The organism is Paracoccus aeridis, assembly GCF_004923205.2.
Taxonomy (GTDB): Bacteria; Pseudomonadota; Alphaproteobacteria; order Rhodobacterales; family Rhodobacteraceae; genus Paracoccus; species Paracoccus aeridis.
Map to the genome: position 1 here is coordinate 1 of NZ_SELD02000047.1, position 14,137 is coordinate 14,137.

The 14,137-nt window shown below is 67.7% G+C and carries 14 protein-coding genes and 1 tRNA gene; 10 read left to right on the forward strand and 5 right to left on the reverse strand.

The window, feature by feature from the left end; translation table 11 throughout:
* The 7 genes from ELI80_RS16475 to ELI80_RS13695 all read left to right on the forward strand — a co-directional run.
* The coding region (locus ELI80_RS16475) for a hypothetical protein (protein ID WP_236641503.1) at positions 1-231 on the forward strand (231 nt) is incomplete at its 5' end.
* A 59-nt stretch (positions 232-290) separates the two neighbouring features.
* A complete protein-coding gene (locus ELI80_RS13670) occupies positions 291-1,145 on the forward strand; it encodes a transketolase (RefSeq protein ID WP_136652531.1) in 855 nt (284 codons plus the stop codon).
* Positions 1,142-2,173 carry a transketolase family protein gene (locus ELI80_RS13675; RefSeq protein WP_136652532.1) on the forward strand — a complete coding sequence of 344 codons (1,032 nt, stop codon included), beginning with the start codon at positions 1,142-1,144 and terminating at the stop codon, positions 2,171-2,173. Before ELI80_RS13670 ends, ELI80_RS13675 begins: the two co-directional genes overlap by 4 nt.
* 42 nt (positions 2,174-2,215) lie before the next feature.
* On the forward strand, positions 2,216-2,968 hold the full coding sequence (locus ELI80_RS13680; RefSeq protein ID WP_136652533.1) for an SDR family NAD(P)-dependent oxidoreductase: 753 nt from the start codon (positions 2,216-2,218) through the stop codon (positions 2,966-2,968).
* A gap of 57 nt (positions 2,969-3,025) precedes the next feature.
* Positions 3,026-3,994 carry a TRAP transporter substrate-binding protein gene (locus tag ELI80_RS13685; RefSeq protein ID WP_136652534.1) on the forward strand — a complete coding sequence of 323 codons (969 nt, stop codon included), beginning with the start codon at positions 3,026-3,028 and terminating at the stop codon, positions 3,992-3,994.
* Positions 3,991-4,554: a TRAP transporter small permease gene (locus ELI80_RS13690; protein WP_161596483.1), complete on the forward strand. Its 564-nt coding sequence runs from the start codon at positions 3,991-3,993 to the stop codon at positions 4,552-4,554. Before ELI80_RS13685 ends, ELI80_RS13690 begins: the two co-directional genes overlap by 4 nt.
* Before the next feature lie 13 nt (positions 4,555-4,567).
* Positions 4,568-5,824, forward strand: a complete 1,257-nt coding sequence (locus tag ELI80_RS13695; protein ID WP_136652536.1) for a TRAP transporter large permease — start codon at positions 4,568-4,570, stop codon at positions 5,822-5,824.
* Here the strand turns inward: ELI80_RS13695 and ELI80_RS13700 are convergent.
* The 3 genes from ELI80_RS13700 to gltX form a co-directional block, all read right to left on the reverse strand.
* Complete coding sequence (locus ELI80_RS13700; protein ID WP_136652537.1) at positions 5,821-6,807, reverse strand: LysR substrate-binding domain-containing protein; 987 nt, start codon at positions 6,805-6,807, stop codon at positions 5,821-5,823. The genes ELI80_RS13695 and ELI80_RS13700 overlap by 4 nt on opposite strands.
* Before the next feature lie 737 nt (positions 6,808-7,544).
* Positions 7,545-7,621 (reverse strand) — tRNA-Met (locus ELI80_RS13705).
* A 158-nt stretch (positions 7,622-7,779) separates the two neighbouring features.
* A complete protein-coding gene (gene gltX, locus ELI80_RS13710; RefSeq protein WP_136652538.1) occupies positions 7,780-9,114 on the reverse strand; it encodes a glutamate--tRNA ligase in 1,335 nt (444 codons plus the stop codon).
* Positions 9,115-9,233: 119 nt separating this feature from the next.
* On the opposite strand from gltX, the gene ELI80_RS13715 reads away from it, so the two are divergent.
* From ELI80_RS13715 to ELI80_RS13725, 3 genes are all read left to right on the forward strand, one after another.
* A complete protein-coding gene (locus ELI80_RS13715; RefSeq protein ID WP_136652539.1) occupies positions 9,234-9,641 on the forward strand; it encodes a metallopeptidase family protein in 408 nt (135 codons plus the stop codon).
* On the forward strand, positions 9,638-10,618 hold the full coding sequence (locus tag ELI80_RS13720) for a 1-phosphofructokinase family hexose kinase (RefSeq protein WP_136652540.1): 981 nt from the start codon (positions 9,638-9,640) through the stop codon (positions 10,616-10,618). Before ELI80_RS13715 ends, ELI80_RS13720 begins: the two co-directional genes overlap by 4 nt.
* A 111-nt stretch (positions 10,619-10,729) precedes the next feature.
* Complete coding sequence (locus ELI80_RS13725) at positions 10,730-12,121, forward strand: phosphohexomutase domain-containing protein (protein ID WP_136652541.1); 1,392 nt, start codon at positions 10,730-10,732, stop codon at positions 12,119-12,121.
* 60 nt (positions 12,122-12,181) lie between these two features.
* On the opposite strand, the gene ELI80_RS13730 is transcribed toward ELI80_RS13725, so the two are convergent.
* Positions 12,182-12,856 (reverse strand): ABC transporter ATP-binding protein, encoded by a 675-nt coding sequence (locus ELI80_RS13730; protein ID WP_136652542.1) that lies wholly within the window; start codon positions 12,854-12,856, stop codon positions 12,182-12,184.
* 33 nt (positions 12,857-12,889) lie between these two features.
* Positions 12,890-14,137 (reverse strand): KpsE/RkpR family capsule polysaccharide export protein (locus ELI80_RS16100; RefSeq protein WP_161596484.1); only part of this gene is annotated, 1,248 nt, incomplete at its 5' end.

A 14,137-nucleotide genomic window follows, 5' to 3' on the forward strand; every position in this document is an offset into this window, starting at 1 on the left:
CAAAAGCCTACTTCAGGGAGGACCACTTTTCAGGGGGCAGACCATGAAGAAGGCCGACACCCCAAAAGATCTGGTTTAAAGAAAGGTCAACGTGACCCTCGTGATGAGCGGCTACCGGACGAGAACTCAGTACAGGAATCCATTGCTGGAGATGCTGGTTGTACGGAAGCCTTCAGGTCGTGTGACAAAATGAAGCCAGTCTTAACAAGTGATAAATTTTTCTTAAAATAGCTTAACTGCTGCTCGTGATAACCATCCTCCAGACGCGACAAAGTCCTGGGGAGGACATCATGAACTCGGAAAGCCGCTCTGCGGCGCTGTCCAACGTCTCGTTGGAGATGCGCGCGTGGAACATCCGCCGAAAGGCCCTGCTGATGGGCGAGGTTCAGGGACAGGGCTATATCGGGCAGGCGCTCGGCGTGGCCGACGTGCTTGCCGCCTCTTACTTCCACGCGCTGGAATACCGCCCCGAGGACCCGGAATGGGAAGGACGCGACCGCTTCCTGCTGTCGATCGGCCATTACGCCATCGCGCTTTACGCCGTGCTGATGGAAGCGGGCATTCTGCCGGAAAATGAGCTTGAAACCTACGGCATGGACGACTCGCGCATGCCGATGTCGGGCATGGCCTCCTACACGCCGGGGATGGAGATCACGGGCGGCTCGCTGGGGCACGGGCTGGGAATCGCCGTCGGCATGGCGATGGGCCTCAAGCGCAAGAACAACCCGGCTTTCGTCTTCAACCTGATGTCGGACGGGGAACTGGGCGAGGGCTCGACCTGGGAGGCAGTGATGTCGGGGGTCCAGCACAAGCTGGAGAACCTGGTCTGTCTTGTCGATTTCAACGACCAGCAGGCGGATGGGAAATCCACAGCGGCACTCGCCCAAGGTGACGAGCTGAAGAAGTGGCAGGCCTTTGGCTGGCACGCGCAGCGGGTGGACGGCAACGACCTGGCCGCCGTGGTCGCGGCCTTCGACGAGGCGCGCGGCACTGACCATCCGGGCCCCCGCGTCATCATCTTCGACACCCGCATGTGCAAGGGCATCGACTTCCTGGAAACTCGCGAGATCACGCATTTCGTGCGGGTCGAGCCCGACGAATGGGCCAAGGCGCTGGCCAAGCTCGAGGAAGGAAAGCCGCAATGACCCTTGCCTCCATGACCCGGAAGTACGAGCCCCGCCGCGTCCCCGAGCAGAAGGTGGCGACCACCGCGATGATCGCCTCGCTGGCGGCCGAGGGCTATGACACGGTGACGGCACCCTTCGGCCATGCCCTGGTCGAGGCCGCGAAGAAGGACGACCGCATCGTCGGGCTGTCCGCCGATCTGGCCAAGTACACCGACCTGCACGTCTTCGCCCAGGCGATGCCCGACCGCTTCTACCAGATGGGCATGGCCGAGCAGCTTCTGATGTCGGCGGCGGCGGGGCTGGCGCGCGAGGGCTTCAACCCCTTCGCCACCACCTACGCCGTCTTCGCCTCGCGCCGGGCCTATGACTTCATCGCGATGGCGATCGCCGAGGAGAACCTGCCGGTCAAGATCTGCTGCGCCCTGCCGGGGCTGACGACCGGCTATGGCCCCAGCCACCAGGCGACCGAAGACCTGGCGATCTTCCGCGGGTTGCCGAACATGACCATCATCGACCCCTGCGACGCCGATGACATCTTGGGCATGGTGCCCCAGATCGCCGCGCATGACGGGCCGGTCTATGCGCGCCTGCCGCGCGGCAAGGTTCCCTCGGTCCTGACGCGCCACAAGCCGGATTACCGCTTCCAGTTGGGCAAGGCGCAGGTGATCCGCGAGGGACAGGACGTGCTGATCATCTCGACCGGCTTCATGACCATGCGGGCGCTGGACGCGGCCGAGCAGCTGGCCGCCGACAACGTGGACGCCGCCGTGCTGCACGTGCCCACGATCAAGCCCTTCGACACCGCGACGGTGCTTGCCGAGGCGGGGCGCGGCGGGCGCTTGGTCGTCACGGCCGAGAACCACACGGTCGTCGGCGGCTTGGGCGAGGCGGTCGCAAGCACGCTGCTGACGAACGGGATCACGCCCACGTTCCGCATGATCGGCCTGCCGGACCAGTTCCTGGAAGCCGGCGCGCTGCCGACGCTGCACGAGATGTACGGCCTGACCGTCGACAAGGTCGCCGCCCGCATCAAGGGCTGGCTCTGACCGCCACCCCATCCTGACATTCCGAAGAAAAGGAAAAAGCCCATGGGGCTGCTGAAAGACAAGTACGCCATCGTGACAGGCGCGGCCTCGGCGCGCGGCTTGGGCAAGGCGACCGCCGCGATGTTCGCGGAACATGGCGCGACCGTCGCCATTCTGGACCTGGACGCCGGCGCTGCCGAGGCCGCGGCGATCGACCTGGGCGAGGGGCATGTGGGTCTGGCCTGCAACGTCACCGACAAGGCGGGCTGCGAGGCCACGGTCGCGGCGCTGCTGGACCGCTGGGGCCGGATCGACGTGCTGGTGAACAACGCAGGCATCACCCAGCCGCTGAAGATCATGGACATCGCGCCGCAGAACTATGACGCGGTGCTCGACGTGAACCTGCGCGGCACGCTCTACATGAGCCAGGCGGTGATCCCGGCCATGCGGGCGCAGAAGTCGGGCAGCATCGTCAACCTCAGCTCGGTTTCGGCGCAGCGGGGCGGCGGTATCTTCGGCGGACCGCATTACTCGGCCGCCAAGGCGGGGGTGCTGGGCCTGACCAAGGCCATGGCCCGCGAACTGGCCCCCGACAATGTCCGGGTCAACGCGATCTGCCCCGGCTTCATCGCGACCGACATCACCGCGGGCAAGCTGACGCCCGAGATGAACGAACAGATCCTCGCCGGCATCCCGATGGGGGGCGCGGGCGCGGCATCGGATGTCGCGGGCTGTGCACTGTTCCTGGCCTCGGACCTGTCGGCCTATTGCACCGGCACCGAGGTGGACGTGAACGGCGGATCACTGATCCACTGAACCCCTGTCCCGCCGCGAGGAGGCGGCGGGCGAATTTGACCCTTGGGAGGAAACCACATGAAACGCATCGCTCTTGCCGTGCTGCTCTGCAGTGCCGCGCTGTCGGGCATGGCTCACGCCGACACCGTTATCTTGGCCCATGCGCAGCCACCGGGGAACCCGCGCTCGCTGGCGGCCGACTTCTTCGCCGAGAAGGTGGCGGCATGCAGCGACGGTAACATCACCGTCAACGTCGCCGGAGCGGCGACGATGGGCGACGATGTCGAGGCGTTGACCTCGACCTCGGCCAACGTGATCCAGATGACGGCGAACAGCCAGGGCGCCACCGCGCAGATCGTGCCCGAGCTGAACGTGATCGGCCTGCCGTTCCTGTTTCAGGACGCGCCCGCGGCCTGGTCGGCGATCGACGGTGACATCAGGGGCATGATCGACGAGCGGGCGCAAGCAGCGGGGCTGAAGCTGCTGGGTCTTTGGGACAATGGCATCCGCCACGTCAGCCACCTGTCCAAGTCGATCACGACGCCGGCAGACCTCAAGGGCGTCAAGATCCGCACGCCGCCTGACGACATGACCATCTCGATCTTCAATGCGCTGCAGGCCAATCCCGCGCCGCTGACCTTCGCCGAGCTGCCGACCGCGCTGCAGTCCGGCGTCTTCGAGGCGCAGGAGAACCCGCTGACGAACATCTATTCGTCGAAACTGCACGAGATCACCAAGTACATCTCGCTGACCGGCCATAAGTACGAGACGACGCCGTTGCTGGCCAGCATGGCCTGGTGGTCGTCATTGTCGCCCGAGGACCAGGCCTGCGTCCAGCAGTCTGCGGACGAGGCGACGGCCTTCCAGCGTGACACCGCCCAGAAGGCGGAAGCCGAGGTCCGCACCAAGCTGGAACAGGAAGGTGCCATCATCACGGAACTGGCTGACCGGCAGGCCTTCATCGACGCCACTGCGAGTGTCTATGACGAATGGCGCGAACGCTATCCCGAGCTGGTCGACAGGATCGTGTCGGAGGCGAAGAAATGACCGGTCCGGCACCCACCGTGGCAAATCAGAAGGACGGGCGCCCGGCGCCCCCAATCCTGCGGAGCATCGTCTCCACCCTGGAGATATCCGGCCAGCTGATCTGCGTCGTGACCCTGGTCGTGCTGTTCGTCGGTCTGATGGCGAACGTGATCCTGCGCTATGCGTCCGGCCGCGGTCTCGACTGGGCCTACGACATCCATGCGATCCTCTTGCCCTGGATGATCGCCGGGGGCGTCGTGATCGCCACGGTGCAAAGCCGCAACATCGCCATCACCATCCTGCCCGACCTGCTGTCGCCCGCGGGTAAGCGGATCGTCTTTCTTGTCGCGTCCGTCCTGACGCTGGTCATCTCGCTTATCGTGGTCTGGTCGTCATTCCCGATCATCAAGGCCGCGCAATACCAGCGCATCAGCGCCCTGGGCGGCATCAGCCAGCTTTGGGGCTATGCGAGCCTGATCTACGGCTTCGGCGGCATCGCGATGATCTGCCTGTGCGATGTCATCGCCGCGCTGATGGGGCACACTCTACGCCGCGTCGAAGTCGCCTCGAGCCTGAGCTGAGGGAGACAAAGCCATGACCTCGATCCTTGTGGTGACCTTCTTCGCCCTGATGGCGCTGTCCGTCCCGGTCGCGCATGCGATGCTGGGCGGAACGGCGCTGGCGCTTCTGCTGGACGGCAAGCCCCTGGCGGTGATCGCGCAGCGCCTTTACGCGCCGACCCAGGCGTTTCCGATGCTGGCGATCCCGTACTTCATCCTCGCGGGCTCGCTGATGATGCACGGGAAGTTCGGCGAATACCTCGTCAACATCGCCCGGCTGCTGGTCGGCCGCTTCCGGGGCGGGCTGGGGCAGGTCAGCATCCTCGGCTCGGTGATGTTCGGCGGTGTCTCGGGCTCGGCCGTGGCCGATGCCTCGGCGATGGGCAACGCGCTGATCCCCGTGCAGGTGCGCGACGGCTACCCCGCGCCCTTCGCGGCGGCGATCAACTCGGCCTCGTCGACCATCGCGGTGCTGATTCCGCCGTCGATCCCGCTCATCCTCTATGGCCTTGTCGCGAATGTCTCGATCGTCGATCTGTTCGTCGCGGGCATTCTGCCGGGCCTGGTACTGGCGCTGGGGATGATGGTGATGGTGTGGTTCGTGGCGAAGCGACGCGGCCTGCCCGCCTCGCCGCTCCCGGGCGGGTTCCGCGCCTTCAAGAGCCAGATCCTCTTCGCCCTGCCGGCGCTGCTGATGCCGATCTTCATCATCGGCACGCTGCGCTTCGGCGTGGCGACGCCCACCGAGGTCAGCGTGATGGCCGTGGCCTATGCGCTCCTGATAGGCATCTTCTTCTATCGCGACGTGACGCCCCGGCTGATCTGGGACGCGCTGGTCGATACCGGACTGATGACGGGTGCGGTCATGCTGATCATCATGGCCTCGGGCACGATCCAGTGGATCCTGACCGCCGAGCAGGTGCCCCAGAACCTCGCGAGCTTTGTCTCGACCCATCTGACCGAGCCGTGGATGGTGCTGATCGCGCTGAACCTCGTGATGCTGGTGGTCGGGATGTTCCTCGACCTGCCCGCGGCAGTGCTCCTGCTGGCCCCGCTGTTCGTGACCATTGGCAATTCGATCGGTCTGGACCCGGTGCAACTGGGACTCATGATGGTGCTGAACCTGTCGATCGGGCTCTACACGCCGCCGGTGGGAACGACGCTGTTCATCTCTTCGGCGATCGCCCGCACGGGGATTGGCGAAACGACCCGCGCCCTGATGCCCTTCTACCTGGTGGCCCTCGTCATCCTGTTGGCCTTCTCCTTCATCCCGGCGCTGACGATCTACTAAAGCCCCCAGGGCTTCACGTCGATCAGCTCGGCCGCCAAGCTCTGCCGGAACGAACAGCCGCGCGCCGCCAGAAAGCTGCGCGCGGCTGCATCATGCGCGGCGGTGGCGCCGGCGAGCCAGTCCGAGAACCGCTTGACCACGCGCCGGTTCAGGTGGCGTGGCGGGCAGACGAACCAGTAGGCCGCGAAGTCGATGACCGGAAAGCGGGTCGAGAACGGCACCAGCTCGCCCCGCTCCAGTTCCTCGAGGCAGAGGGTCACGCTGTCGAGCGCGATCCCGATCGACTGCTTCGCCAGTTCGATCGACATGGACGAGCGGTCGAAGCGGAATGGATAGGTCAGGTTCGGCAGCGCGATGCGGTTGCCCGCCAGCCAGAGATCCCAGCGGTACAGCATCTTGACGCTGTCGATCAGCCGCGCCTGCGCCAGCTGCTCGGCCGGATCCTCCGAGAGCTGCCGCAGGCGTTCGAGATATTCCGGGCTGCACAGTGGCAGCACCAGGTCGTGCATGACGGGCAGCACGGTCAGTCCGCTCCAGGTGCCGGTGCCATAGCGCAGATCGAAATCGACGCCCTCGGTGTCGAAGGCCGAGAAATCCGAGGTGGCATCGACCCGGATGTTCCAGTCCGGGTTCCCGGCCGCGAAGCTGCCGATCCGGGGCCCGAGCCAGCGCACCCCGAAGCTGGGACTGACCCGGATCGTCAGGTTGCGCAGGTCCCGCTGATGGGCGATGGCCGAGCGGGCGTTGCGGATCGCGCCGAATGCTTGCGTGACGGTCTGGAACATCCGGTCGCCGTCGAGCGTCAGGACCAGCCGCTGCTTCTCGCGCCGGAAGAGCTTCACTCCGAGTTGCGTCTCGATTGTCGCAACCTGCTGGCTGACGGCCGAGGGCGAGACGGCCAACTCTTCGGCCGCCTTGGTCACTGTGCCCAGCCGCGCCACCGCTTCGAAATATTCCGTCGCTTTGAGGTTTAGGTCCCGCATGTGCTGACAATACTGGCATCTTTCGGGATACCAAGTCGGGTCATCAGCAAGGCGCGGTATTTGGCGAATTGCCGAAACGTCCTCGTTTGCGCAGCTTCTGCTGTTCCTGTTCGCTTTCCAAAAGGCGCTGGCTAAGGCAGGCACACTGCTCGAAGGTCTGATCGGCAGGCGTCGCGTTCTGTGGCTGCTCGACCGGTTGTCTGCAAACCCGCACGGGTCGCCGAGATCCTTCTGTCAGACGAGGATCTTAGCCTCGCGGCATGAGACTGCAGCCTTCGCGCCCCCGGGGAGGGCGAGGGTCTTGAACGCGGCGCCTCCTGCGCCCGGATTGAGGAGGTCAACATGACTGTCTTCAAATAATTGGCGACCTTCGAGCATGCTGCCAATACTGCAGTGCGCCTTGGTCGCCGATTGACGGATGAGTGGCCCAGTGTCGCAGTTGAGCGTGTCCTGCGCTTCATCCGCTGCTTCCTTACCTGCTCACGCAGCTCGCAAATGGCGGAGTTTTCGGTGAAGCCGACGAGCAGGCGCTGGCACGATGCTCATAGCGGTCTGTGGAACGCTGGACAGCTACTCTCCCGCTTATGGCCACCATCTCCTGCAAGAAGCGACGGGGAACCGGCCCTCCCAGGATCAGACGAGCGATCCTGCCACCGCTGCGCCACCCCGAAGTTCTTTCCGCACGACTCCGGATTACCCCACAGATGAGGAAGTCGCCTAGATCACTGAGGGAAAACTGGTAGCGGAGGAGGGACTTGAACCCCCGACACGCGGATTATGATTCCGCTGCTCTAACCAACTGAGCTACTCCGCCACGGTTCGGGCGATGTAAGGCGCGGGCCGGGGGGCGTCAAGCGGGAAATCGGCAGGGCCGGTCCGTGGGACGCCCGGCGATGCCGCCGCAGAAGGCGCGCCGGGCGCCGGGCGTCGGTCGCCCTGAAGCCGAAGCCCGCGGCGACCTGCAAGGCCCCGTCAGGCCCTGCCCTTCGCCCGCACCACCTGCAGAAGCGGCATCAGGTCGCCCATGTCCGGCCCGTGCGCCTGACCTGTCAGCGCCTTGCGCAGCGGCATGAACAGTCCCTTGCCCTTCCGCCCCGTCGCGTCCTTCACGGCCGAGGTCCAGTCGGACCAGCTCGCGTCGGTGTAGGGCGGCGGCGGCAAGAGGGTCAGCGCCTGCGCGACGAACTCGGCGTCCTCCAGGTCGATCGCGGGCTCCGCCCCTTCGCTGAAGATCACCCACCAGTCGGCGAGGTCGTCCAGCTTCGTGATGTTCTGGCTTGCCACGCGCCAGAACCGCTCGGCCAGGTCGTCGGGCACGCCCATCCCCGCGATCCGCGCGCTGACCGCGTCGAACGGCAGGTGCTGGTTGCGCTCGCGCGTCAGCGGCCACAGGTCCTCGGCGTCGAACTTGGTGGGCGAGGTGCCGAACTGCGAAACGTCGAAGCCGTCCGCCAGCTCCTCCAGCGTCATCTTCAGCTCGACCGGCTGGCTGGACCCGAGCCGCGCCATGAGGCTCAGAAGCGCCTCGGGCGCCACGCCGTTCTCGCGCAGGTCCCTGAGCGACAGGGTGCCGAGGCGCTTTGACAGCTCCTCCCCCTGGGCGCCGGTCAGCAGGCTGTGGTGGGCAAAGCGCGGCGGCGTGCCGCCCAGCGCCTTGATGATCTGGATCTGCGTCGCCGTGTTGGTCACGTGGTCGGCGCCCCGCACGATGTCGGTCACGCCCATGTCCACGTCGTCGACCGACGAGGCGAAGGTGTACAGCACCTGCCCGTCGGCGCGGATCAGCACCGGGTCGCTGACCGAGGCCGCGTCGATCGACACGTCGCCGATGATGCCGTCTGTCCACTCGATCCGCTCGAGGTCGAGCCTGAAGCGCCAGTAGCCCTCGCGCCCTTCGGCCCGCATCCGGGCACGGTCGTCGTCCGACAGGTTCAGCCCGGCGCGGTCGTAGACCGGCGGCCTGCCCATGTTCAGCAGCTTCTTGCGCTTGAGGTCGAGCTCGGTCGGCGTCTCGAACACCTCGTAGAGCCGCCCCTTCCCGCGCAGCCCGTCGGCGGCGGCGGCGTAGCGGTCCAGCCGGTCCGACTGCCGTTCCACCCGGTCCCAGGTCAGGCCCAGCCATTCCAGGTCGCGCATGATCCCGTCGGCGTATTCCTGTCTCGACCGTTCCTGGTCGGTGTCGTCCAGCCGCAGGATGAAGGTGCCGCCCGCCTTGCGCGCGATCAGCCAGTTCATCAGCGCGGTCCGCAGGTTGCCGACGTGGATATGCCCGGTGGGCGACGGGGCGAAGCGGGTGGTCGTGGTCATCTTGTCCTCGGGCGGCAGGCAGCGCAGGCATGGGCCGGTCGTTGGCGTCCGGTCTTTCACACGGGTCGGTTCTTGTCCATATCAGGGGCCGGACCGGGGACCGAAGGGGGACAGCCCGCATGACCGAATGGACCGGCGCGATGGCGCCGACGCTGGACGAGATCGAGGCGATGGCGCGCGAGGTGATCGCCCGCCTGCCCGAAAGCTTCGCCGCGCACGCGAGGGACGTGGTCCTGAAGGTCGAGGACGTGGCCGACGACGACGTGCTCGACGAGCTGCAGATCGACGATCCGCTGGAGCTGACCGGGCTCTACGACGGCATCCCGCTGACCGAGAAGTCCGTAAGCGATCCGCAGCATTTTCCCGACACGGTCTGGCTGTTCCGCCGCGCGATCCTGGACGAATGGGTCGAACGCGGGAACGTCACGCTGAACGAGCTGGTGGCCCATGTCGTCGTCCACGAGATCGCCCATCACTTCGGCTGGTCCGACGAGGACGTGGCGCGGATCGACCGGTGGTGGGAATGACCGGCGCGCCGTCCGCGCTGGGACCGCAGCCGCAGGCACGGATCCTGACGGTGACGCTGAACCCGGCGCTCGACCTCGCGACCCAGACCGCGCGGGTGGTGCCGGAACTCAAGCTCCGCTGCGAGCCGCCGCTGGTCGACCCGGGCGGCGGCGGGATCAACGTCAGCCGCGCGATCGCCCGGATGGACGGGGACTCGACCGCCGTGGTCGCGCTCGGGGGCCCCGCGGGCGCGCGGGTCGAGGCGCTGATGGCGGGCGCGAACCTGCCGGTCGTGCGGCTGGACGCGCCCGCGGACACGCGGGAATCGCTGTCGGTCACGGATCGCGAGACGGGGCAGCAGTACCGCTTCGTCATGCCCGGCCCGGCCTGGGGCGCGGACGACGTGGCCGCCGCCTGCCGCATTATCGTGGCCGAGGTGCCCGAAGCCGGGATCGTCGTCCTGTCGGGGTCGAACCCGCCGGGGGTGCCGGACGAACTTGCCGTCACGCTGGCGCGCCAGTTGCAGGATCGCGGGGCGAGCCTCGTCGTTGATACCTCGGGCGAGCCGCTCGCCTGCGTGGTGCGGGCCGCCGCCGGCGTGTCCGTCCTGCGGATGAACGACGCCGAGGCGGAAGGGCTGGCGGGTCGTCCGCTGCCCGGGCGCACGGACACATCGGCCTTTGCGGCGGGGCTGGTGCGGGCGGGCGTGGCGCATGCGGTGATCGTGGCACGCGGGCGCGACGGCAACATCATCGCCACGGCGGACGGCTGCTGGCACGCGGTGGCGCACGACGTGCCGATCGTGAGCAAGGTCGGCGCGGGCGACAGCTTCGTCGCGGGCTTCACGCTTGGCATGGCGCGCGGATGGGACGCGGGGACATCGCTTGGGCTTGCGGCGGCGGCCGCGTCGGCCGCGGTGATGACGCCCGCGACCGAGCTGTGCCGGCCCGAGGACGTGGCGCGGCTGTTCGACGCGCGGGTGGTGACGCGGCTTTGACGACGGGGCCCCGACCCGCGTGACAACCGGAGCTTGCACGGCGCGCGGCATCGGTGCATCCCGCATCGATCCCTGCCGCTTCGATCTCCGCCGCTTCGATCAAGGACCGCCATGACCCAGCGCGACATCACCTGCTTCAAGGCCTACGACCTGCGCGGCAGGCTGGGATCGGAACTGGACGAGGACGTGGCCTGGCGCGTCGGCCGCGCCTTCGCCGCCCGGCCCTTCGTCGGCCCCGCCGCCCGCGTCGTGGTGGGGCGCGACGGGCGCGAAAGCTCGCCCGCCCTCGCCGCCGCGCTGATCCGGGGCCTGACCGAGGGCGGCGCGGACGTGCTGGACCTCGGCCTCGCGGGCACGGAGGAGATGTATTTCGCGACCGCCCATCACGGCGCGGATGGCGGCATCGAGGTCACGGCCTCGCACAACCCCATCGACTACAACGGCATGAAGCTGGTGGGCCGCGGCGCCGCGCCGCTCGACCCGGCGACGGAGCTGGCGGAACTCGCGGACCTTGCCCGGTCGGGGGACTTCCCGGCCCCGGCCCGCACCGGCAGGGTCGAGGATTTCGCCCACGCCCGCGCCGCCTACGCGAGCGCCGTCTGCGACTTCGTCGACGCGGCCGCTCTGCGGCCCATGACCGTGCTGGTCAATGCCGGCAACGGTGTCGCAGGCCCCGCCTTCGACGCGATCGCCGACGAGCTTGCGCGCCGCGGCGCGGCCCTTCGCTTCGTCCGCATCAACCACGACCCCGACGAGACCTTCCCGAACGGCATCCCGAACCCGCTTCTGCCCGAGAACCAGCCGATGACGGCGGACGCCGTGCGCGCGCACGGGGCCGATCTCGGCGTGGCGTGGGACGGTGACTTCGACCGCTGCTTTCTGTTCGACAGCGCGGGCCGGTTCATTCCCGGCGAATACATCGTCGGGCTGCTGGCGCAGGCCTTCCTGGCCCGCCACCCCGGCGAGCGCATCGTCCACGACCCCCGCGTCGTCCTGAACACCCGCGACGTGATCGCGGCGGCGGGGGGCGAGGCTGTGCAAAGCCGCACCGGCCACGCCTTCGTCAAGCAGACCATGCGGCAAAGCGGCGCGATCTACGGCGGCGAGATGTCGGCGCACCACTACTTCCGCGACTTCGCCTTTGCCGACAGCGGCATGATCCCGTGGCTGAAGGTGGTGGAACTGCTGTCCGTCAGCGGCACCACGCTGGCGGACCTGACCGGGGCCCGCATGGCCGCGTTCCCGTCGTCAGGCGAGATCAACTTCCGCCTTCGCGACCCGGACGCGGCCATCGCGCGGGTGCTTGCCGAACTGGCGCCCGGCGCGATCGCCCGCGACGACACTGACGGGATCAGCCTCGAATATCCCGGCTGGCGCTTCAACCTGCGTCGCTCGAACACCGAGCCGGTGGTGCGGCTGAACGTGGAAAGCCGGGGCGACGCGGGCCTCGTGGACGCGCAGGTGGCGCGGATCGAGGCGCTGCTGGACGGCGTACGGGCCTGAGGGAAGCCGGGGGCTGCGCGCCCCCGGACCCGCGGGATACTTCCGGACAGAAGATGGGGCTCAGTCGCCGACCGTGTCGGGGACGCCCATCAGGTGCTCGTGGTAGCGCACCGCCTCGCGGACGTCGTCGAACATCGTGAGCCGGCCCTTGTTCAGCACGCCGCCCATGTTGCACAGGCGCTGGATCATCTCGGTCGAGTGGGTGACGACCACCGCCGACGAGTTCTTCAGCCGGTCCATCAGCACCTGCTGCGACTTCGCCCGGAACTCGGCGTCGCCCACGCTCGTCACCTCGTCCACGAGATAGGTGTCGAAGCGGATCCCCATGCTGCATCCCATCGCGAGGCGCGACCGCATCCCCGACGAATAGGTGCTGAACGGCACGTGGTAGCGGTCGCCCAGCGCCGCGAACTCGCCCACGTAATCGACCAGCTCGTCGCTGTCCGCGCCGTAGATGCGGGCGACGAAGCGCACGTTCTGCGCCCCCGTCAGCTCGCCGTGAAAGCTGCCGGCGAAGCCCACCGGCCACGAGATCGTGCCGTCCGACCAGACCCGCCCGCTGGTGGGCAGGGTCGTGCCCGCGATCATCTTCAGCAGCGTGGACTTGCCCGCCCCGTTGCGGCCCAGCAGCGCCACCGACGCGCCCGTCGGGAACACCGCGTTGATGTTGTCGGCCACAACCTGCGAGCTGCGGTGCAGGTTGAAGACCTTGGTGAGGTTCTGCAGGACGATCATGTCATCGTGCCATCGGGGCCGCGGCAGCTCGCCTCAGCGCCGGTCGCGGATGCTGTAGTAGACCAGCATCCCGATCGACCACAGGATGAACAGAAGCCCGAACCCCAGGCCAAACAGCCACGGCCGGTCCGGCGTCAGCGACTTCTGAGCCGCCGTCGGCTGGATGTGCGCGGCGAGGTAGCGGCTCTGGCGCTGCCCGTTCTGCAGCGCGGCTTCGTACGCCACGCGCGAGGCGGTGTTGGCACCTTCGGCGAACTCGAGGTCAACGGCCAGCTTCTCGTATTCCTGCATCAGTTGGGCGTAGCTTTCGCCCTCGGCCGTGTCGCCGCTGAACTTGGACCGCTCCTGCTCGATCTGGCGGCCGAGCGCCTCGATCTTCTTCTCGGCCTGGATGATGCGCTGGTCGCCGGGGCGCGCGTTCTCGCGCAGCTGGTCCAGCAGCACCTGCTGCTCGGTCATGGAACCCTGGAGGTTGGCCAGGATCTGCATCTGCGTGCCGAGGTCGGCCGACGGGTCGAGGATGCGGGTGCGGACGCGGAAGGCGGTCATGGCCTGCCGCGCGTCCACGAGCTCGTCGCGGGTTTTCAGCAACTGGTGCTCGGCCAGCTGGGTCGCGTCGGTCAGCGCCTTGTCGGACAGCGCGTTCACGATCTGCTCGCTTTCGCTCAGCACGGCATTGCTGATCTGCAGCGCGTCGTCGGGCGTGAAGGCGCTGGCGCGGACGGTGATGATGCCGGCGTTGTTGTCGAGCAGCACCTTGACCTGCCGGTTCCAGTAGTCGGTCAGGTCCTCCTGCGTGCCGGAAGGGTCGTAGGCGAACACGAAGTCCGACGGCCAGGCGCGCGTGAAGGCGCCGACGAGGTCCATCCGCTCGCTGACGCGGCGGACCATGTCGGGGCTGCGGATGACCTCGAACAGGATGTCGGTGTCGGAGGCGGTTCCCGACGACCCTCCAAGCGCCGTGAGGCCCCCGAGAAGGTCGATCGAGGATTGCCCTTCCTCCTTGCGGACCGAGAACGAGGTGCTGGACGTGTACTGGTCCACCGCGCGGGTCCAGAGATACCATCCCCACAGGCCGGCGGGCACGACCACGAACAGCAGGAACGTTATGAGGGCAAGCCAGTGGCGCCGGCGCGGGCGGGCGATCCCGACAGGCGGGCGGACGGCCGCGGGGGGCGGCAGCGAGCCGACGGGCGTCGGGACGGGTCCTGCGGGACGCAACGCCGGCGCGCCGGCGACCGCCGCGACGGCGACGGGGCGCGCGGGCTGCGGGGCGGCGGG

What these genes read in the sequence shown, in the direction of transcription:
- ELI80_RS13670 (WP_136652531.1), top strand. Translation starts at nt 291, where the DNA reads ATGAACTCGGAAAGCCGCTCTGCGGCGCTGTCCAACGTCTCGTTGGAG.
- ELI80_RS13675 (WP_136652532.1), top strand. Translation starts at nt 1,142, where the DNA reads ATGACCCTTGCCTCCATGACCCGGAAGTACGAGCCCCGCCGCGTCCCC.
- ELI80_RS13680 (WP_136652533.1), top strand. Translation starts at nt 2,216, where the DNA reads ATGGGGCTGCTGAAAGACAAGTACGCCATCGTGACAGGCGCGGCCTCG.
- ELI80_RS13685 (WP_136652534.1), top strand. Translation starts at nt 3,026, where the DNA reads ATGAAACGCATCGCTCTTGCCGTGCTGCTCTGCAGTGCCGCGCTGTCG.
- ELI80_RS13690 (WP_161596483.1), top strand. Translation starts at nt 3,991, where the DNA reads ATGACCGGTCCGGCACCCACCGTGGCAAATCAGAAGGACGGGCGCCCG.
- ELI80_RS13695 (WP_136652536.1), top strand. Translation starts at nt 4,568, where the DNA reads ATGACCTCGATCCTTGTGGTGACCTTCTTCGCCCTGATGGCGCTGTCC.
- ELI80_RS13700 (WP_136652537.1), bottom strand. Translation starts at nt 6,807, where the DNA reads ATGCGGGACCTAAACCTCAAAGCGACGGAATATTTCGAAGCGGTGGCG.
- gltX (WP_136652538.1), bottom strand. Translation starts at nt 9,114, where the DNA reads ATGACCACGACCACCCGCTTCGCCCCGTCGCCCACCGGGCATATCCAC.
- ELI80_RS13715 (WP_136652539.1), top strand. Translation starts at nt 9,234, where the DNA reads ATGACCGAATGGACCGGCGCGATGGCGCCGACGCTGGACGAGATCGAG.
- ELI80_RS13720 (WP_136652540.1), top strand. Translation starts at nt 9,638, where the DNA reads ATGACCGGCGCGCCGTCCGCGCTGGGACCGCAGCCGCAGGCACGGATC.
- ELI80_RS13725 (WP_136652541.1), top strand. Translation starts at nt 10,730, where the DNA reads ATGACCCAGCGCGACATCACCTGCTTCAAGGCCTACGACCTGCGCGGC.
- ELI80_RS13730 (WP_136652542.1), bottom strand. Translation starts at nt 12,856, where the DNA reads ATGATCGTCCTGCAGAACCTCACCAAGGTCTTCAACCTGCACCGCAGC.